Origin of the sequence: Paenibacillus sp. S150, assembly GCF_019352175.1 — a bacterium.
Lineage (GTDB): Bacteria > Bacillota > Bacilli > Paenibacillales > Paenibacillaceae > Paenibacillus_AQ.
Genome location: NZ_JACBYI010000007.1, coordinates 58,008 through 76,756 on the forward strand (window position 1 = coordinate 58,008; position 18,749 = coordinate 76,756).

The 18,749-nt window shown below is 54.3% G+C and carries 16 protein-coding genes; 6 read left to right on the forward strand and 10 right to left on the reverse strand.

The features are described 5' to 3' along the window. Positions 1-4: 4 nt before the first annotated feature. Both HYD27_RS09500 and HYD27_RS09505 read left to right on the forward strand, forming a co-directional pair. Positions 5-811 (forward strand): ABC transporter permease, encoded by an 807-nt coding sequence (locus tag HYD27_RS09500; protein WP_219214118.1) that lies wholly within the window; start codon positions 5-7, stop codon positions 809-811. Between the two features lie 18 nt (positions 812-829). Further along, a complete protein-coding gene (locus HYD27_RS09505) occupies positions 830-1,627 on the forward strand; it encodes an ABC transporter permease (protein ID WP_219214120.1) in 798 nt (265 codons plus the stop codon). Positions 1,628-1,860: 233 nt separating this feature from the next. Here the strand turns inward: HYD27_RS09505 and HYD27_RS09510 are convergent, their stop codons facing one another. From HYD27_RS09510 to HYD27_RS09530, 5 genes are all read right to left on the reverse strand, one after another. Continuing rightward, positions 1,861-2,991 carry a cation:proton antiporter gene (locus HYD27_RS09510; RefSeq protein WP_219214124.1) on the reverse strand — a complete coding sequence of 377 codons (1,131 nt, stop codon included), beginning with the start codon at positions 2,989-2,991 and terminating at the stop codon, positions 1,861-1,863. Between the two features lie 927 nt (positions 2,992-3,918). Further along, complete coding sequence (locus tag HYD27_RS09515) at positions 3,919-4,242, reverse strand: L-rhamnose mutarotase (RefSeq protein ID WP_219214127.1); 324 nt, start codon at positions 4,240-4,242, stop codon at positions 3,919-3,921. A gap of 264 nt (positions 4,243-4,506) precedes the next feature. Further along, positions 4,507-5,667, reverse strand: a complete 1,161-nt coding sequence (locus tag HYD27_RS09520) for an ABC transporter permease (protein WP_219214130.1) — start codon at positions 5,665-5,667, stop codon at positions 4,507-4,509. Beyond that, on the reverse strand, positions 5,660-6,829 hold the full coding sequence (locus tag HYD27_RS09525; RefSeq protein ID WP_219214133.1) for an ABC transporter permease: 1,170 nt from the start codon (positions 6,827-6,829) through the stop codon (positions 5,660-5,662). The genes HYD27_RS09520 and HYD27_RS09525 overlap by 8 nt, the downstream gene beginning before the upstream one ends. 19 nt (positions 6,830-6,848) lie before the next feature. Then, positions 6,849-7,784, reverse strand: coding sequence for an ABC transporter ATP-binding protein (locus HYD27_RS09530; RefSeq protein ID WP_219214136.1), 936 nt, complete (start codon positions 7,782-7,784; stop codon positions 6,849-6,851). Positions 7,785-7,953: 169 nt separating this feature from the next. Here HYD27_RS09530 and HYD27_RS09535 point away from each other — a divergent pair, with 169 nt between their 5' ends. Then, entirely contained in the window at positions 7,954-9,120 is a 1,167-nt protein-coding gene (locus HYD27_RS09535) for a sensor histidine kinase (RefSeq protein ID WP_219214138.1), read from the forward strand. Between the two features lie 308 nt (positions 9,121-9,428). Continuing rightward, on the forward strand, positions 9,429-10,091 hold the full coding sequence (locus HYD27_RS09540) for a response regulator transcription factor (protein WP_219214141.1): 663 nt from the start codon (positions 9,429-9,431) through the stop codon (positions 10,089-10,091). Positions 10,092-10,254: 163 nt separating this feature from the next. Here the strand turns inward: HYD27_RS09540 and HYD27_RS09545 are convergent, their stop codons facing one another. The 5 genes from HYD27_RS09545 to ftsE form a co-directional block, all read right to left on the reverse strand. After that, positions 10,255-11,565: a PDZ domain-containing protein gene (locus tag HYD27_RS09545; protein ID WP_219214417.1), complete on the reverse strand. Its 1,311-nt coding sequence runs from the start codon at positions 11,563-11,565 to the stop codon at positions 10,255-10,257. Between the two features lie 233 nt (positions 11,566-11,798). Next, on the reverse strand, positions 11,799-13,265 hold the full coding sequence (locus HYD27_RS09550; RefSeq protein ID WP_219214143.1) for a S41 family peptidase: 1,467 nt from the start codon (positions 13,263-13,265) through the stop codon (positions 11,799-11,801). 120 nt (positions 13,266-13,385) lie between these two features. Beyond that, entirely contained in the window at positions 13,386-14,693 is a 1,308-nt protein-coding gene (locus tag HYD27_RS09555) for a murein hydrolase activator EnvC family protein (protein ID WP_219214146.1), read from the reverse strand. 57 nt (positions 14,694-14,750) lie between these two features. After that, on the reverse strand, positions 14,751-15,665 hold the full coding sequence (gene ftsX, locus HYD27_RS09560; protein WP_219214149.1) for a permease-like cell division protein FtsX: 915 nt from the start codon (positions 15,663-15,665) through the stop codon (positions 14,751-14,753). Next, positions 15,655-16,341 carry a cell division ATP-binding protein FtsE gene (ftsE, locus tag HYD27_RS09565; protein WP_219214152.1) on the reverse strand — a complete coding sequence of 229 codons (687 nt, stop codon included), beginning with the start codon at positions 16,339-16,341 and terminating at the stop codon, positions 15,655-15,657. The genes ftsX and ftsE overlap by 11 nt, the downstream gene beginning before the upstream one ends. A 314-nt stretch (positions 16,342-16,655) precedes the next feature. Between ftsE and HYD27_RS09570 the strand changes: the two genes are divergently transcribed. Together HYD27_RS09570 and HYD27_RS09575 are read left to right on the forward strand one after the other, a co-directional pair. Continuing rightward, positions 16,656-18,080 carry a VanW family protein gene (locus tag HYD27_RS09570; RefSeq protein ID WP_219214155.1) on the forward strand — a complete coding sequence of 475 codons (1,425 nt, stop codon included), beginning with the start codon at positions 16,656-16,658 and terminating at the stop codon, positions 18,078-18,080. Between the two features lie 227 nt (positions 18,081-18,307). Next, a complete protein-coding gene (locus tag HYD27_RS09575; RefSeq protein WP_219214158.1) occupies positions 18,308-18,706 on the forward strand; it encodes a CBS domain-containing protein in 399 nt (132 codons plus the stop codon). Positions 18,707-18,749: the final 43 nt, after the last annotated feature.

The window sequence follows — 18,749 nt, forward strand, 5'->3', positions numbered from 1 at the left end:
AGCCGTGCCAGCAGCCAAGCTTAAGAAATACCGCAGTATTGCCAACCGATCCTTGCAAAATGTGCTCTCCTACCGGTTCTCCTACGTCGTCACCCTTTTATCCAATACGATCAGTCTGCTGGCGATCTATTTTTTGTGGGCAGGAATTTACAGCGGCCGTGATGCCGTGGGCGGATATACCTGGGATGAGATGAAAACCTATCTGCTCGTTACTTTCCTGGCCAATTCGGTGCTGTCCTGGTATTCCGAAACCGCAATTTCCGGAAAGATCCTCGATGGAAGCGTCGCCGTGGATTTGCTGAAGCCGATTGATTTTCAAACTGCCCGTTTTTCCGAAACACTGGGCGCAAGTCTGCTTGAAGGAGGAATGGGTGCGATTCTGGTTGTGATTTTCTCCTTTTTCATTACTGGCCTGACGCTTCCGCATTCCTCGCTGGTCTACGTGCTGTTCATGCTTAGCCTGCTTGGTGCCATCGCGGTGAAATTTGGCGTGGTTTATCTGGCAGCCCTGCTCTGCTTCTGGTCCACTGGCTCGATGGGCATTGTCTGGACCCGGATTGCCGTAACCAATCTGCTGTCGGGGGCTTTGGTGCCTCTGGCCTTTTTCCCGGACTGGCTGGAGCGGACAGCGTTGCTGCTGCCATTTCAAAGCATTATCCATACGCCGACGATGATATTTCTGGAACAGGCGGGAACCCTGGAGAGTCTTAAGCTGATCGGCATTCAATGCCTCTGGGGAACGGCGCTCTGGATCGCCGGGAAATTCATGTGGAGCTGGGCCGTTCGCCAGGTGACAATTCATGGAGGCTAGCCGGGAGGAGAAGATACAATGACTTTAGCACGAATGTTCTATCTATATAAAAGGTTCTATATCCAGCAACTGAAAGCGATTCTGGAATACAACAAGGATTTCTACATATTAATGTGTTCGGCTGCGCTGACACAGGTGCTTGGTTTTATATTCCTCTGGGTGATTTATGACCGGATTCCCGACATTAAAGGCTGGCAGTTCTGGGAGGTCACCTTCATGTATGCGATGATCTTTCTTACGGAGGGGATCAGCTCTTTGTTCTTCGAAGGCACCTGGCGGCTCGGGCGGCTGGTGAACATGGGAGAGCTGGACCGATATTTACTGCGGCCGGTGCCTGTTGTACTCCAGGTATTCTGCAGCGGCATCGGCATCAACGGTCTTGGCAATCTGCTGATCGGCGGAGTCATTGTCTGGCAATCGCTGGTCCACAGCCATATCCATTGGAGCCTGTCCAAGGCTGCGATCATTATACTATTACTCGTGACGGCGGTCATTATCCGCGTGTCGATCAATCTGGCCGGTAATTCAGCGGCCTTCTGGATTCGCAATGCCGGAAACGCCTTTCCGCTGATGGTGCATAATTTGGCCGATCTGGCCAAGTACCCGATCACGCTGTTTCCGCAGGCGATAAGGGTGGTTATTTCCACCGTGCTGCCTTATGCGTTCATCAGCTTCTATCCGGCGACATATGTTTTCGGCAAAGGCGAGTGGTCCGGCTGGTGGATGCTGGCCCCCGCCGCAGCAGCTGCCAGTGCAGCGGCAGCCTACGGCGTGTTCCGCTATGGGCTTTCAAAGTATGAGAGTACAGGAAATTAGGGGAATTCCACTTCACTTCATTATACTCCACTTCCCCATCCCGCGATCCCGGTTAGCTCCTCAAATTCCGCTGTTCCTCCTGCAAAGCGCAATCCACAGGTTCAGCACGATGCCCATATATTTCAACTTATCCTAAACTCTATACACACCTTATCCACAGAAAAAGCAATTCATAATTTCCTAAATAACAAAAAAGCCCTCCTTCATCCGATGGAGAGCTGTATGCACCTGGTTTACCGGAACACGGCTTTCAGCAAAGGCGGCGTTACCAGCGTGGTCAGAATCACAACAATAATGACGGGGGTAAAATACTGCTCCGGCAGCAGGCCGTTCTCCAGTCCGGCAGCAGCGATAATCAGCGCAACCTCACCTCTGGAGATCATTCCTGCGCCAATCACCGCTGAAGAACGTGTGCCAAAGCCGGTAAGCCGGGCACCCAATCCGCCCCCAAGCAGTTTGGCCAGGATGGCGACCAAAGTCAGCAGGGCCACGAATCCGGTTTGGCTGCCTACGCCCCCAAAAGTGACACTAAGTCCAATACCCACAAAAAACACCGGGACAAACAGTGAGTAGGCAACCGGCTCCACCTTGGATTCCACTACATGCTTAAAGGACGTCTGGGCGATGGCAATGCCGGCGGCAAAAGCGCCGATAATACCGGCCATTCCCATCAGCTCTGCAAAATAAGCGTAGCCGAAAAGCAGCACCAAAGCCGCCGTAATCGTGGCTTCCGTCACCCGGAGCGGTGCAAGCCAGCCCATCACCCGGGGCACAACCAGCCATCCCGCCAGAACGGCTGCGGCGAAGAATGCAATTTTTTTGCCGATCATCAGGCCCAAGGACACTTCTGTCCCCGTCCCAAGAAAGCTCATCAGCACTGCCAGCAGAATAACCACCAGAATATCATCCACTACCGCCGCACCGAGAATCGTCGATCCCTCCGGCGAGTTCAGCCGGTCCATCTCCTTCAGCACCTGTACGGAGATGCTGACCGAGGTCGCACTCAGCACAACCCCCAGGAACAATGCGTTGGCATAGGCCAGGCCGAACCACTCCCCAACCGCCAGCCCGCCGAAGAACGGCAAAAGAATGCCGCCGACTGCCACTGCGAATGCCGATTTCCAGTTTTTGCGCAGCTGTGCAAGGTCCGTCTCCAGCCCGGCAATGAACATCAGCAGCAGCACGCCAATCTCCGACATGTAATGAATAAAGTCGCTGTCCTTCACCCAGCCAAGCACGGCCGGACCCAGCAGAATGCCGACAATCAGCTTGCCGAGCACCGCAGGCTGCCTCAGACGTACGGATAAATCCCCCGCCAGCTTGGTAAATAGCAGAATCAGCATCAGATATAAAATAAATTCCATAACTTGTTTCTCCACTCCTTTTCTCTGTGCAAGGACCCGCCCCCAAAGCTTCCTAAAGGCTAAAAAACAAGTGGAAACGGCTGCGCCTTCCCTGACCGGGCAGCGCAGCTGTTTGCATTTCAGGTGTAAGGCTGGCTGCTGAAGCCAGGCGGGAAGCCAGGTGGAAACGGTCACTTCATATTCCCCCAGCCGCTATTTCGCAAGGGTTAGCGGGAAAAAGGCTCATCGATCCGGTTCTCTCCCTTGCAGAGGAATTCGCCTGCATTAAGATGGAACTTGAACCATTCATTCAAAGGGCAGCCATTTTAGTGGTAAAAAGTATAACTAATCCAACATATTCGGCTCCTGGATCATCCCTAGTGGGAAAAAGTACACCTAATCCGGCTGAAATCAGGCATATGGGGGGAGCGGGCCTCCATTAGGTGTACAAAATCCCACTAAAGCCCGTTCAAGCCAGGATTCCAGCCCATTAGTGTTACTTTTTCCACTTCGCTTTCGTTCCTTATGAACTCCTTGCCTTTCATCAGCTTGTTCAGGCTCTCCGGTTCAATTCATCCTGAATTCCGAAAGTGAATGGAACCCATCCAGATCGGACAAGGGATAACCCCCCTTTTTCCTTCACCCATTGGGTGCAAGCTGTTTGTAGCAAGACATCCCTTCGCATAGAGCTTTTTAGAGGGTTTGTGGATACTTAATTTCGAAATTCAGGATAAAATCTTATCTTTCAAGTGGAAACAGCTGCGCCGCCCTTATAAGGACGGTATCCGTTTCAGCGAGAAAGATAAGGCTAATTTATAGCGTGAAACATATAAATTCTTATCTTTGAACAAAAAGGAGCCTTGGTGACAGGATCCTCCAAAAAACATTTACGTATTCAGCTATGCATTGTTTAAATTATAACTATAAATAAGAGGACTGTAAACTGATCTACTCCAGATAAAACACCTCCCGCAGCGGCACCATCGGCGCTTCGTCATTGAAGTCAAAAGAGCCTTCGACCATCTTCGAGGTAATGGCGTTCCATCTGTTGCAGGCATCGCTCTGCGCTATGTAGGCAAAAGCCGCTTCCGGGTCATTGCATTCAAAGCAATAGAAGAATTGATTGCCGTTCTGAAAAATCGAATAATTCGTAATTCCCGCTTTGGAGTGCTCCTCCAAAATTTCCGGCCAGGGGTTCAGATGCAGCTGCACGTACTCCTGCAGGCTCTCCTCTTTCACCCGCCAGGTCCAAGCCAATTTGTTGCTGCCCATCTTCTCATCCTCCTAAAGGTTTTGTGAGCATAGCTTCCCTTAATTAAGCTTCGAACAAGCCTCGCTATGTTATCGCTTACAACTGTGTTTCCGCAATCGATTTCTGAATCTACCTTTGCAAGCATTATACCATAATTGCCTTACTTTGCATTACAAGCAGAAATGGCTTGGCTGTCCTATTCTTGATTTCTGCAAAAATCAGCCGGCCGCTCCGGCTTGTGTCCGGATACAGCCGGCTGATTATACTGCGCAGCGGCTGCATGCCTACGCGCTGATTCCGGCCTCATTTGGCCGGAGAATGACAGACCCGATAGCCAGCAGAACCACGGCCATCAGGCCCAGGATGGCAAAAGGCAGCCACAGCTCATCCCAGCCGCCGCCGGTTGCCGCGATATCCACCGCCTGGATTGCCCATTTCTGCGGCATGAAGTTGGCCGCTTTTTGCATATAGTCAGGCATCAGCGAAATTGGCCAGAAGCAGCCGCCCAGCATGCAGGTCGGTGTAAGAATGAGCGAGTTCAGCATGCCGGCGTTGCGCGGATTGCGGACGAGTCCCGCTACTGTACTGGCGATTCCCATGGATACGAGCATAAAGGCTGCCAGGACAAGGAAATACAGGTACATAGGAACCTCATAATCATAGCGGAACACCCATTTCCCAAGCGTAAGCACAACGGCAATCTGAATGACCCCCATCATGAAGCTGCCCAGAAAATTGCCCAGGGCAATTTCGTAAGAACGGACCGGAGCGCTGAACATCCGCATCATTGTCCGCCCCTTGCGGTCGTCCATAATCAGGGATACGGTACTAGTTACCAGCCCCATAAGGAACATCAGCGTCAGGCCTGTAATCACGCCAAGCGTCTCCCGCGGATACAAGTCATAATCCGTGCGTGTGCTTCCTACGTTATGCTGCTCCGCCTGCTTCAGAATCGCGCCGAGCCCGGCTTCAGCATCGCCCGTTCCTCCGCCGGCAGCCTGCACCGTTTGAGCAGTTCCGAGCATTTCGCCTGCGATGGCATTCACTTTCATTTTGACCATAATCGAAGCTTCTGTTGCTCTAAGCTCATAGATACTCAGCTGGGGCTGCTGTCCTCCCGCAAGCTGTGCGGTATACCCGGCAGGAATCCATATTCCCGCTTCCCCTTCCTGCTGGGTGATGCCTTCCTTCAGCGCCGCCTCATCACTTCGTGATACAAGCTTGTAATCCCCCGTGTTCTCCAGTTCAGCAAGTAAATGCTTCCCAGCCGCTCCAGTGTCCATATTGGTGTATAATACGGTTGGCGTGCTGCCTTCCACGCCTCCGGTGACAAATATGATTATGGCGACTACGATACTCGGCAGCAGAATATACGTAAGCATTCCTCTGCGGGAAGCGATAGACCGCATGACCATATTCCAGGCAATCGTCAGAATATTATTCATGGTACCCCACCTTCCGGTATGAGAACATCGCTGCGCTGAGCATCACTAGACAGATGACAGACAGGACGAGCAGATTCGGCAGCAGCTGCGGCAGTTCAGCATGCAGCATCATACGGATTATCGCCTGCTGCGCCCAGTGATTAATGGTAGCCGCGCCGATAGTATTCACTAAGGAGTCGGGCAGCGGAGCCATCCCCCCGCTGAGAAACGTCATGCATACCGTGATTACACTGATGACGCTGCTTGCGCTTGCTGCGGTTTTACTGAACAAGCAGATGACAATGGAGAGCATCATCGAGGCGATAATCATCAGCAGGCAGAACAGCAGCAGCAGTCCCGGGCGGTTGCCCCAGTATACTCCGAACAGCCAGTCGCTGAGCAGAATAATCGCCAGGCATTGAACAATGGACACAAGGCCGATGCCCAGGACTTTACCGGTAAACAGCTCGGAGCCCTTGACCGGCATCGAATTGATGCGGTGGAGGGTATGGTTATCCTTTTCGCTGAAAAGAGAGCTGGTTACCGTTATTCCGCTGTACAGCAGAAACATCAGCAGCATGGAGGCGGCGTAGAACTGGGAAGCCGTATAGGTTCTGCCCCCATTGCTAAGATCGCCCAGCTTGACCGCTTCATGGTCTGCGGAAGAGGATGCAGTCACCGCCAGTGCTTGCGGTCCAAGCGCCGCCGCTGCCGCCTGCTTATAATTTATTGTGCTGAGGAAATTGTCAAAGGCTGTTCCCGCCACCATATTGTCAGTATGGTCCTTGCCGAGAATAAATTCCAGCTGAGCTTTTTCGCCGTTCTGCACCTTGCTGTCAAAATCCCATGGAACAATTATCGCATAACCATACTTTCCGGTACGCAGACCGCTTTCTGCCGCCCCGCGGCTCTCTGCTTCATGCGGAATAATCACTTCCTGAACCTCCGGCGACTCCAGAAAGGCTGCAATCATGGCCGAAGGCCCAGCCTCTCCGCCTGAGGGACTGACTACCGCCACCCGTACGGGTTCTATCTTGGCCGCGCTTTTGACACCGACCACTCCGGATAGTGAAGTCCCAAGCAGAAAGATCAGCACCAGCGGCAGCAAAAACAAATTGATCAGCAAGGAGCGTGAGCGGAATAATCTGCGCAGTTCATAGCTCATAATCGTCCAAATGTTCATATAAGCCTTCCTCTCTCCCCTAGTCCCGCAAGGTCCGTCCGGTCAGACTGAGAAACAGCGTTTCCAGATCCGGCTCTTCAATGTTCAGTGAAGCTATAATCCCTTCATGCTTGGCAAAGATAAATAAAATATCCTGCAGTTCACTTTGTGAGGAAGGCAGGTACAGCTCTACCGTATCTTCATTCAGCTCAACCCGGCTTATCCGCGGATGCTGCCCCAGCTCCCGGATCAGGGCAGGTGTAATATGGGATGCCTTCACAACTATCTTTTCTTCATGGGCTACCCGTTCCCGCAGCTCGCGTTCGGTGCCGCAGGCGATGATATGGCCTTGATCCATAATCGCTACCCTGTCACAAATGGCGGCTACCTCTTCCATGTAATGGCTTGTATAGATCACCGTGGACCCCAGCTTGTTCAGCGCTTTGACCGATTCCAGGATATGATTCCGTGACTGGGGATCAATTCCCACGGTCGGCTCATCCATAATAATCAGCTTGGGACGGTGCATGATTGCGCAGGCGATGTTCAGCCTTCTTTTCATTCCGCCGGAGAACGTGGACGGTTTGTCCTTGGACCGTTCGCTAAGTCCGGTAAAGGCCAGCGCCTCCCCAACCCTTTCCTTCAACAGCCTGCCGCGCAGCCCGTAGAGCTTGCCGAAAAAGCTCACATTTTCCGCCGCTGTCATATTTTCATATAAAGCCAGCTCCTGGGGAACAAGACCGATCCGCTTTTTCACCTCAAGCGGTTTGTTCATTACCGACAGTCCGTCAATCATGATATCGCCGCCGTCGGCCTTCAGCAAACCGCAGATCATGCTGATTGTGGTGCTTTTGCCCGCTCCGTTCGGGCCGAGCAGGCCGAAGATCTCGCCTTCCTGTATGCTGAAATTCACGTGATCCACCGTCAGTTTTTGATCATACCGTTTCACTACATTATTTAGAACCGCAAACGCCATCGTCCATCTCTCCTGTTCCCTGAGGCTTCTATGGATTCATTGTAGCTTAAAGACCGGTCCGGCCGAAGGTACGAAAGGTCATTCTTTGGAGGTGACTTAAGTCATCTCCTGAAGCAGCGGCTTCTTATGCTAAGATAAGCATACCAACTCTATAAAGGATGACCCCCATTTGAACAGAGAAACGAACGTCCTGCGCTACGCGCTCATTATCCTTCCTGCACTGATAGCCATATACGTCTATGACTATGCCGACTATGAGCTGTTCACCCTTCATTTCCTGCTGCTGCTGCTGATTGTGACTCTGGGCGGGCGTCTGCCGGGTTTCCTTCCCGCGTTGGCAGGAGCTGTTGAACTGCTCTACACCGCCTGGCTCTGCGGGCAGTATGGGGAGCTGATGATTTTCCCGGCGGTTTCTGCGCTGATCTATTACTCCAGACTGGAGCGAAGGCCTGTGGCGTTTGTCTTCTTGATTCTTCATCTGGCGGCGCTAAATGCGGCATTCATCGGCTCAACGCCAAGGGTCACGGCTTATATGAATCTCACCTTCCTGCTGTCCGCCGCCCTGAACAGGCTGCTGCTGAAATCCGGACGCGGACGCGCCGATACCCTGTTCCTCTATGATGAGCTGCGCAAAAAGCATTTCGAGCTGGAGGAAGCCCGCAGCCGCCTGCTTCAGTTCAACTCCCAGATCGAAGCAGCTGCGCAGGCGGAGGAACGGGTCCGGATTGCCCGCCAGCTGCATGACGATATCGGTCACCGGCTGATCCGGGTCAAAATGATGACCGAGGCAGCCATCCATACTCTGCCGCATTCGCCGGAGACTGGAATGGACATGATGAGCCAGATCCGTGACCAGCTCGCCGCCAGTATGGATGATATGCGTACAGCGGTAAGGCGGATCAACCATGCCCCGCAGCTCGAAGGAGCTTATGCGCTGGACCGGCTGCTGGAGGAGCTTGGCCGCGATACCGGCATTGACACCTCCTATCAGGTACACGGCATGCCATATCCGCTGTATCCCAGTGTTCAGGTCACACTCTTCAAAAATGCCCGGGAAGCGCTCACCAACGCTCTCCGCCATGGTCATGCCACCGCAGTATGGATCAAAATGTGTTTCAGCGAGCACGAGATGGTTATGGAGGTTGGCAACAACGGAGAGCAGCCGGAAGAGAACCCGCTTCTTTCAAGGCTCCGGGGCAAGGGAGGCATGGGCCTGCAGGGAATGAGCGAGCGGACCCGCTGGGTCGGCGGGACACTGGAGCTCCGGCTTGACCCGGAGTTCACTGTAATCACCAGGGTGCCATTGCTTAGTCAGCCCAGAGAGCGCCCGCTCTGAACTTGTAAAACATATGTATATGGGTATGGCTTAAACTGCTATCTTCCCGTCTGTTAACTGCAGGAAATGCAATTATCCGCTATGCCCTCCCCTTGCAGATTCAGGGTTCTGCGGTGGATATCTTTTGCAGGTTCAATCCATCTAGTGCAGTGTCGCAAAAGCTCCTCCCTTATGTTACCAAGAGGAAATTTCTTCCAACGTTTCAGAAGTCACGGCCGAACCTAAACTATAACAATCACAAGTTCAATTTATATAGCGGTATAAAATTTATATGAATGTCCATTCCGGGTAAAGGAGACAAGCCTCTTATGATCCAAGTAGTAATCGTTGACGATGATTCATTTATCCGCGAAAGTCTCAAGGTGCTGGTCGCACTGGACCCGGACATCGAGGTTGTGGGCTCTGCGGGCGATGGCCATGAAGCTCTGGCCCTGCTGAAGCAGCTGCCTCATGCCGATGTGGTGCTGATGGATATCCGGATGCCTAACTGCGGCGGTGTCGAGGGTACGAAATCCATCAAGGAATTCTTCCCCGATATCTCCGTGCTGATGCTGACGACCTTCGACGACGACGAATACATTATCGAAGCGCTGCGGAACGGGGCCAGCGGGTATTTGCTGAAGAATATTCCGCCGGACCGGATTATCCAGGGCATCAAAACTGTACATGAAGGCAATCTGCTCATCCACCCCGACATTGCCCGCAAGCTGGCGGGTTTTCTGCAGCCGGCCGCGCGTCCGAAAGACGTTCCGCCCAAGGCGCTGGAAACGTACGGATTGACCAAAGCCGAGCTGGCTGTCGTGTCCTCCATCGCGGAGGGCCATACCAACAAGGAGATCGCCGCAGAGCTCTTCTTAAGCGAAGGCACCGTCAAAAATTACATCACCGATATCCTCAGCAAGCTCGGCCTGCGCGACCGGACACAAATCGCTATCTTCTATTTGAAGAACCAGCGTGGAGACGGGCTGTAAGGATTATGGCTGCACCTCTCCTATCTTCCATGAAAAAGGCCAGTGCTTCCTGAATATCAGGAGGCACTGGCCTTTGGCTTGTTTCGATTGGACTCTTCTCTCTCAAGGGCAGCAAAAGTGGAATTGCCCGCTGTCCGAGGCTGAAAAATCCTGACTCACTAGACTAGACTCCGGCAGATTCCTGCTTGCCGTCCGCAGCCGCGCCTTTGGCGCGTCCCAGCCCGCCGGACGGACGGCTCCGGCGGCCTTGCCCGGTCTTCATCGCAATAATACTGAAGATGCTGGAGGGCTTGGCCTCTGCGGTGACCGATTCATCCGGCTCGGGCACCAGAATGATGCCCAGCTGATGGTGGTCACCATCATAGATCGCCCGCTGGAGGTACTTGCTCTCGCCTTCGCGGTTCTGCACCTCCAGCTTGCAGAATGCAGGATTCATGCGCAGCGCCTCATGCAGCTGCGCGGCCTCGGTCAACAGGACCCCGTTGACCTTCAGCAGGATCTCGCCCGGCAGGATGCCCAGCTCCTGCGCGGGGCTGCCTTGCAGCACGGCCAGCACCTTGCGGCCGGCCGGGGGATGCACGAAGACCGGGCTTAGACTGCGCTCCTCCAGAGCGCTGTACCAGCCAAGCCCTTCGTGCAGCAGTACCGCGGCGAGCGCCGCGAGCACGGTGAGCGGGCTCCACCAGGCGGCCAGCAGGCTCAGGCACAGCAGGACGCTGCTGTACAGCAGCAGCCGTCCTGCTGTGCGGGCCGCCTTGCGCCCGGGCAGCAGGCCCTGGGTCATCTCGCTGAAGCCGATGATGACCGGCAGGGACACCACGCCCAGCCCGCCGCCAAGCAGCGGTTGCCAGGGCAAATCGCCGATTCCCGCGCCGGAGGGAATCAGCAGAAACAGCGGCAGCGGCCAGAAGGCCTGCAGCTGGTAGCCGCCGACAACCTTGCCGCGCTTGCCTTTGAGGAACAGCGGCGTAGCCAGCCCTGCGCCCTGCCAGCGCGCCAGCAGCGCCTCGGCCAGATGCAGCAGCGCGGCCAGCACCAGCAGCGCCGGAATATCCATTCCGCGCAGCGCAGCGGCAACAGTTCCTGCCGGTCCGCCCTGCAGCGTATCGGGAAAAAAGGACAGGATAAACTGCACTACTCCCAGCAGACCTATGGAATAGGCAAAACACAAATAGCGCACACGAAACAGCATGAGCACCAGACTGACGACCCAAATGCAGGCCACCGCCGTGCCCGTTAACGAAATCCCCAGCGCCACCGCAGCGAGAGAAACAGCCAGCCCCATCACCAGGCCGCTCCAGACGGTGCGCCAGGTCTCCCGGCCCCAGCTGTGCAGCTTCACATGAATCAGCTTCCGCTCCAGCGCCACCTGCCTGCGGTAATAGACAGCAATAAAGAGAATGGCTATATAGTAATAGGGCTGAATCAGCAGATGTAATACCGCCGAGCCCCAGCTAGTAAGCAGTTCCAGCATCCCATTCAAACCGTTCGTCACACTCCTTTAAAGTCCGGTAAGGATAATTTATGACGTTGAAGCAAATAAGCTCTATATAAGGGTTAAGTTCACTCTGTAATACTATTCAAGTGGAAACGGCTTCGCCGTCCTTATAAGGGACGGGGTGTTTCAGCGAGAAATAGAAGGATCATTTAGTGTGCTAAGCATATAAATTCTATATTTTTAAAAAAAGAAGGCTGGAATCAGCCTTCTTACTTTTTCGACGCCGCCGCCTGAATTTCCTTCTGAACCTCGGCAATTCCCTTGTTAAGCTGATTGTCGTTGACAGGGTCCTGAATGATTTTGATCAGCGCCAGCTCCAGCGCCTCGGCAGTCTTGGCGTCAATAATGCCGGTCGCCTGCAGCCTGGACGCGCTCTGGAATTTCTTAACCGCATCCTTCGTCGCGGCATCAAAGTATCCGTCCTTGCGGCCCGGCTTATAGCCCAGACCGTCCAGCATTGTCTGCGCGCTTTTGACATCCGTGCTGTTCATGTTGTATTGCAGGGTTGCACTTTTGTTAATCGGCGCCACCGAGAAGTAATCCGGCTGGGCTACCGCTATATCCGGCTTAATGCCCTTGCCGTGGATCCAAGTGCCGTTTGGCGTCAGCCATTTGGCAATGGTGATCTTCAGCAGGCTGCCGTCCCCAAGCTGCTTGTCGAAGCTCGTCTGAACGGTACCTTTGCCGAAGGAGCTTTCTCCGACCAGCTTGGCTCCTGCGGATTGCTGCAGGGCTCCGGCCAGAATCTCCGAGGCGCTGGCGCTGCCTTTGTTCATCAGCACAACGACCGGATAATCTTTGCTTGAGCCTTTGGAGGTGCTGACTTCAGGCTTTTTATCTTTTTCCTCCACCTGAACAATGACCTTGCCCGATGGAACGAACTGTTCCGCCATCTCAATCACCACCGGCAGTACACCGCCCGGATCGTTGCGGACATCAATGACAAGTCCCTTCATCCCCTGCTTCTCCAGCTTGCCAAGCTCTTCCTTAAACCGCTCGGCGGTATTCATTGAGAACTGGGTGACTTCAATAACGCCCACGCCATCCTTCTCAAGCCTGGCGTAGACGGTTTCCAGCTTCACATCATCACGTGTAAGCACAAATTCCAGCGGCTCCGCAGCTCCGGTACGCTGAATCTTCAGCGTGGCCTTGCTTCCTTTGGGTCCGCGAATCTTGGCTACTGCAGCATTCAGCTCCATGCCTTCGAGCGTTTCTCCATTCACCGACAGAATTACATCCTTGGCCTGGATACCGGCTTTCTCGGCGGGTGAGCCTTTAATCGGGGAGACCACGACGACCTTGCCGTTATCCGAGGAGACCTCCGCTCCGATTCCCGAGAAGGAGCCTTCGATGCTCTCTTCAAACTTCTCCGCTGTTTCCTTGCCCATATAATTCGAATAAGGGTCGCCCAGTGCCTCCATCATACCGTTGACGGCACCGTCGATCAGCTTGGTCCGGTCTACCTTTTCGTAATAGTAGCCCTCTATCAGACTCAGCGCGGTACCGAGCTTCTGCGACTCCTTCTCCTGCAGGCCGCCGGCCGCCACGACTGCCGCCGCTCCCTCACCCGCAGCTTGTCCGAATATACTCGCATAGCCGGTGACGCCCAAGGTCAGCAGGCTGCCGCACAGCAAGGCGGCGACAATCATAAACGCCGCTGTGCTTTTTTTCAACATGATGCTCCCACCGTCCCTTCTTGTCCATCTCATGAAGCCTGGAGTCTGCCCGTTCCACAAAGAACGGTATCTCTTCCAGTATATGCCGCAAACCAGATTAATATTTATGAATCAATAAAATCAAAGATAAGGCATCGGATCGACCGTTTTGCCGTCGATCCGCACCTCGAAGTGCAGATGCGGGCCGGTGACACGGCCTGTGGCTCCCGATTCAGCAATGGTCTGGCCGCGTGACACCCGGTCGCCCACCTGAACCCTGATGCCGCCTTCGCGGATGTGTCCATAGAGCGTCCACACTCCGCCGCCATGGTCGATTACCACAGCATATCCATAGCCGCTCCACCATTCAGCCACAATGACTGTACCGGCTTCAGCAGCATGAATGCTCGTTCCTTGCGGAACAGCAAAATCCGCCCCGGTATGCATTTTGCCAGTCTCACCTGTTACGGGATGCGTCCGCACCCCGTAAGGAGAAGAGATCCGCGCCGATCCCACCGGAAGCAGGAACGGTCCGTTCCCTCCGGCATATTCGGCGGAGCTGCCGCTGCTGACTGAGCTCAAGCTGCTGCTGGAGGCCCGGGCCTTGGCCGCCGCGGCGGCCGCTGCCGCTCTGCGATCCGCTTCGGCCTTGGCTGCCGCCGCTTTGCGAGCGGCTTCCTCGGCTTTGATCTGGTCCTTCTGATTCTCCAGCGCCGAACGCTCGCTGGCAAGCTTCACCAGCTTGGCATCCTGCTCTTCCGTGAGGCCGTCGGTCTCCTGAATCTCCTTGTCATAGTAAGCAATAAGCTCCTGCTTCTCCGCCTCCTTCTCCTTCAGCACACTGCGCTGGGATTCCAGATCCGTATAGAGCTGCTTGGCCTGGGCGTATTGCCCTTCCAGCTCCTGCTTCTTGGCAATGATGGTCTGCTTGTCCAGCTTGTGCTGCACCAGCAGGTCCTGGTCCTGATCCACAATCATCTTGAGCGAGTCCGCCCGGTCCAGGAAATCGGAAAAGCTTGTCGATGAGAGCAGCACATCCAAATAGGAAACGGCACCATCGGTATACATCAGGCGGATCCGGGATTCCAGCAGCTTCTCGCGGGAAGCCACACGTGCCTCCGCCTCATCCAGCTCGGTCGCTGTAACGTTCAGAGATTCCTCTGTGCTGGCGATCTTGCCGGAGATTACCGTCATTTCGCCCTTCACCTGATCAATTTGCTCCAGAACATACTGGAGATTAAGATTCGTTTTATTCAAATAATGCTTGGCTTCCTGATTGCGTGAAGCGGCCTTTTCCTGCGCGGCCTTGGCTTCCTGCACCTCTTGCTGCAGCTGCTTCAGCTGCTTGTCGATTTCTTCGAGCGTAGTTTTTTTGGCATATCCGTCAGAGGGCTGGAATAGTGTGGCAGCCAGCAACACAGCGGCCAATCCTGCGGCAATCTTCTTCAACTCGCACTCCCCGTCCTTTGTCTTATATGATGGTCATCTTGCACCCGCATAAATGGATTATACTTTCAAGAACTTGCGGATCGATACGGTACTGCCCCATACACCAATCAGCACGCCCAGGCCAACAAGCAGCCCGCAGAGCAGAAGCCAGATATCCCCAAAGGGAATCAGCTGCAGCCCCAGCATCGGGTCTCCCTGCACGGAAGATACCAGGCTGCTGTAGCCCACATAAAGCGCACCCGAGGTGACCAGCGAGCCGATCAGGCCAATCAGTGCTCCTTCAACAAAGAAAGGCCAGCGGATAAAATAATTCGTCGCACCCACCAGCTTCATAATGCCGATCTCCTTGCGGCGGGCAAGAATCGTAACCCGGATCGTATTGGAGATCAGGAACATTGACATCAGTGCCAGACCCGCTACAAAAATAAATCCAATGTTCCTTACAGCCTTCGTCACCTTAAAAAGCGTTTCCACCGAGCCTTTGCCGTAGTTCACTTTGTAAATCGGCTGCTCTTCATGGGTTTGGTTCAGTGCTTCTATCTTCTCCGCCACGAAGGGAACCGTTGTCGGCTCGATCACTTCCACGAGCAGCTTGTCCGGCAGCGGGTTGTTATCTTCATCAAAGCCTTCCAGTAGCTCGGCGGCATCCGGCCCCATATCCTCGCGGAATTCCTTCAGCCCCTGCTCCTTGGAGACGAATTCCACCTTGCTGACCTCCGGCATGCTGCCGATTTCATTCTCCAGCGTTTCACGCATTCTTTGGTCGGTATTCAGCGTCAGATGCACATTGATCTGCACCTGGCTGTCCGCTTTGTCGGCTACCGCGTTCACATTAAGCACAAGCAATATAAAGACACCAAGCACGAATAGGGAGACGACAATGGAGGTGATGGAAGCCACCGACATCCAGCCGTTGCGGAATACGTTTTTGAAGCCTTCCCGCACATGCCGCAAGAAGGTTTTAAAACTCATAGCCATATTCCCCTCTCACTTGGTCTCTGACAATACTTCCGTTTTCAATGGCCAGTACCCGCTTGCGCATTTTGTTGACGATATCCCTGTTGTGTGTAGCCATGACAATGGTTGTCCCGCGAAAATTGATTTCGTCGAGCAGCTGCATAATTCCCCATGAGGTCTCGGGGTCCAGATTGCCGGTAGGCTCGTCCGCAATAATGACGGAAGGATTGTTGACAATCGCCCGGGCGATTGCAATCCGCTGCTGCTCCCCGCCTGACAGCTGCGAGGGCTCACGGTTCGCTTTGCTGCGCAGGCCGACCAATTCGAGCACTTCAGGAACACGCTTCCTGATAATCTTTTTCGGAGCCTCAATAACCTCCATCGCAAATGCTACATTCTCATAGGCCGTCATCCTCGGCAGCAGGCGGAAATCCTGAAATACCACGCCGATATTGCGGCGGACATAAGGAATTTTGCGCGGCTTCAGCTTGCCTATATTGAACCCGCCCACTGAAATTTGTCCTTTGGTCGGTGTTTCTTCTCTATAGATTAATTTCATGAACGTTGATTTACCTGCCCCGGATGGTCCGACGACATAGACAAACTCATTGCGGTCGATTTTGACGGATACGCCTTGAAGCGCATGGGTCCCGTTGGAATAGGTCTTCCAGACATCCTGCATTTCGATCAATTCATCACTTCCCGATTCTGACATATTCCGCAGTAAACCGCGGAAGCTTCCATAAACTGCATGAATACCGCAAGTGTATCTATTGTAACAAATCCGTAACTGCTTGAGTACCCGAAAGTTTTACCGATATCGCACATATACATAAAAAGCTTCGATAATTGCCCATAAAAGAATCCCCGGCACCGCTGAAACCAGTGCGCCCGTTCTCCGCCGGTTCTATCTATTATATCGGCTGGCGAAGCCGTTCATTAAGCTTGGCCCCCTGGCCTGCGCCACCCCAGCGCAAATTCCGCCCAGGCAGAAGGAGATTATCCATGAAAAAAATTCACGCCGCCCTGATTGCGGTGATTGGCCTGATCCTAGCCGGCTCGCTTGCAGCCGGAGGGCTTCATTTATATGGCACTCAGCACACCTTGCCGGCAAAGACCTTTGTGGCCGGCTGGGATGTCGGGGGCATAGAGATTTCCGAGGTCCGCACCGGACTAGCTTCCAGGCTGAAAGCGCTGGAAGCAGTCCCCCTGGTGCTCAAGGCGGAAACCAACACCGAGCTGACGGTCACGCTGCAGCAGGCAGGAATGTCGTATGACGCGGAGGAATTTCTCCAGGGGCTGAGCACGCTGACGGAAGGAAGCCTGCTTGAACGGGTCCGCGCCCGCCGGAGCTTTCCCCGCACCTGGGAGCTCGGGGTTCATCTGGACCTTGCACAGCTGCGGAAAAGCCTGAGTCCGGCCTGGGAAAAAGAAACCTTCGGCGATCCTGTAGATGCCGTGCGGCGCATCACCGCTGATGACCGCGTGGAATACACGCCCGAGAAAACCTCCTATGAGGTGGATTGGCGCGCGCTGGAGCTTACCCTGCGGGCGGCTGTACCGATGTCGCTCAGCAGTGCGGACAGCCTTGAGGGCAAGAGGATTGTCCTTGAGGTTCCGCTCAGCATCAAACAGCCGGATGTGACTCTGAAGGCGCTGAAGGAGCAGGGCGTTGAGCGCAAAATCTCGCAGTTCAGCACCTCTCTCGGCGCAAGCGGACCCGGACGCACCTTCAACGTTGCCGCCGCCGCAGAGGCCGTTAATGGCACCATGCTGCCGCCGGGCGCCGTCTTTGATTACGGCAAGGCCATTCAAAAAGCCCAGGCGGACACCGGCTTCCGCGAAGCGCCGGTCATCGTTAACGGCAAGCTGCAGCCCGGTACGGGCGGAGGCATCTGCCAGGTATCCAGCACCCTGTACAACGCCGCACTGCGCTCGGGCCTGGAGATTGTGGAGCGGCGCAATCATTCCCTGCCGGTCAGCTATCTGCCCAAAGGGCAGGATGCCACCTTCTCCGAGGGCAATATCAATTTCCGTTTCCGCAACAATACCGGCAAATACCTGATTATCCATGCCGCTGTCCAGGGCAGAACCTTAACCGTGAAGCTGTTCGGCACATTCCCGAAGAACGTAACCTTCCTCGTCCAATCCCGGACGGTGGAGGTGCTTGCGCCCACCGACAAGTACGTGAGCGACCCTTCGCTCCCGAACGGCGGCACCCGGGTTATCCAGAACGGGAAAACCGGCTATGTGGTTGAAACCCACATCACCCGGCTGGTTGACGGCAAAGCCGTGGAGAAGAAGCTGCTCTCCCGCGACACCTACTACGCGCAGAAACGCATCATTGCCATCAACCGGGGCGGCATGGGCAAATCCACTTCACCTGACCCACGCAAAACACCGGTGGTGGAGGATGGCGTACGCGGCTGATTTTGTCGGAATGAAGCAGTTAACACCGCTTCCAGGACATACGGCAACCTTAAGCCTGCTTCAAGTGACGGCCAGGACATTCATTGTCCGGCCGTCTTTTGGATATAATTTAACTGGTGCAGAAGTTTCCGCTCCCGCTTTACATTGCGCTAACCATTGCAGCCATTGCAGTTTACGATTGAGCATTACCATTGAAGATAGAACAGCATCAGAAAGGATGAACTGCTATGAGCACAATTGCTGCCAATGAATATTCCGCTATGGTCCGCATCGCCCCATCCGTCCCCGCCTCTTATACCTGCCGCGAAACCCTCCGTGTGATGTTCCAGCACCCGGAAGCCAAATGCATCGTTGTCTGCAATACAGACAACGAGCCGGTTGGACTGCTGATGTGCGAACGCTTTTTCCTCAAGGTTACCGGACGCATGGGCATGGATCACTTCTACCGTGAATCAGTCACCAAGCTGATGAACCGCAAGCCGCTGATTGCCGACATCTCTGCCCCGCCGGAATCTGTAGCCTTGAAAGCCTCGCAACGCCCGGAAATGATGAAGAATGACTGCATTATTGTGACTGAAAACGGAACATTTGCCGGGGTTGTCTATGCTTCAGATTTGATTCATTAATGTAAGGCAGAAGCTGATGCAGTACCTGTCTCTACGGTTAATC

Excerpts from the sequence above, each read along its gene's own strand:
- HYD27_RS09505 (WP_219214120.1), top strand. The coding sequence starts at position 830 with ATGACTTTAGCACGAATGTTCTATCTATATAAAAGGTTCTATATCCAG.
- HYD27_RS09510 (WP_219214124.1), bottom strand. The coding sequence starts at position 2,991 with ATGGAATTTATTTTATATCTGATGCTGATTCTGCTATTTACCAAGCTG.
- HYD27_RS09515 (WP_219214127.1), bottom strand. The coding sequence starts at position 4,242 with ATGGGCAGCAACAAATTGGCTTGGACCTGGCGGGTGAAAGAGGAGAGC.
- HYD27_RS09520 (WP_219214130.1), bottom strand. The coding sequence starts at position 5,667 with ATGAATAATATTCTGACGATTGCCTGGAATATGGTCATGCGGTCTATC.
- HYD27_RS09525 (WP_219214133.1), bottom strand. The coding sequence starts at position 6,829 with ATGAACATTTGGACGATTATGAGCTATGAACTGCGCAGATTATTCCGC.
- HYD27_RS09530 (WP_219214136.1), bottom strand. The coding sequence starts at position 7,784 with ATGGCGTTTGCGGTTCTAAATAATGTAGTGAAACGGTATGATCAAAAA.
- HYD27_RS09540 (WP_219214141.1), top strand. The coding sequence starts at position 9,429 with ATGATCCAAGTAGTAATCGTTGACGATGATTCATTTATCCGCGAAAGT.
- HYD27_RS09545 (WP_219214417.1), bottom strand. The coding sequence starts at position 11,565 with ATGCTGGAACTGCTTACTAGCTGGGGCTCGGCGGTATTACATCTGCTG.
- HYD27_RS09550 (WP_219214143.1), bottom strand. The coding sequence starts at position 13,265 with ATGTTGAAAAAAAGCACAGCGGCGTTTATGATTGTCGCCGCCTTGCTG.
- ftsX (WP_219214149.1), bottom strand. The coding sequence starts at position 15,665 with ATGAGTTTTAAAACCTTCTTGCGGCATGTGCGGGAAGGCTTCAAAAAC.
- HYD27_RS09570 (WP_219214155.1), top strand. The coding sequence starts at position 16,656 with ATGAAAAAAATTCACGCCGCCCTGATTGCGGTGATTGGCCTGATCCTA.
- HYD27_RS09575 (WP_219214158.1), top strand. The coding sequence starts at position 18,308 with ATGAGCACAATTGCTGCCAATGAATATTCCGCTATGGTCCGCATCGCC.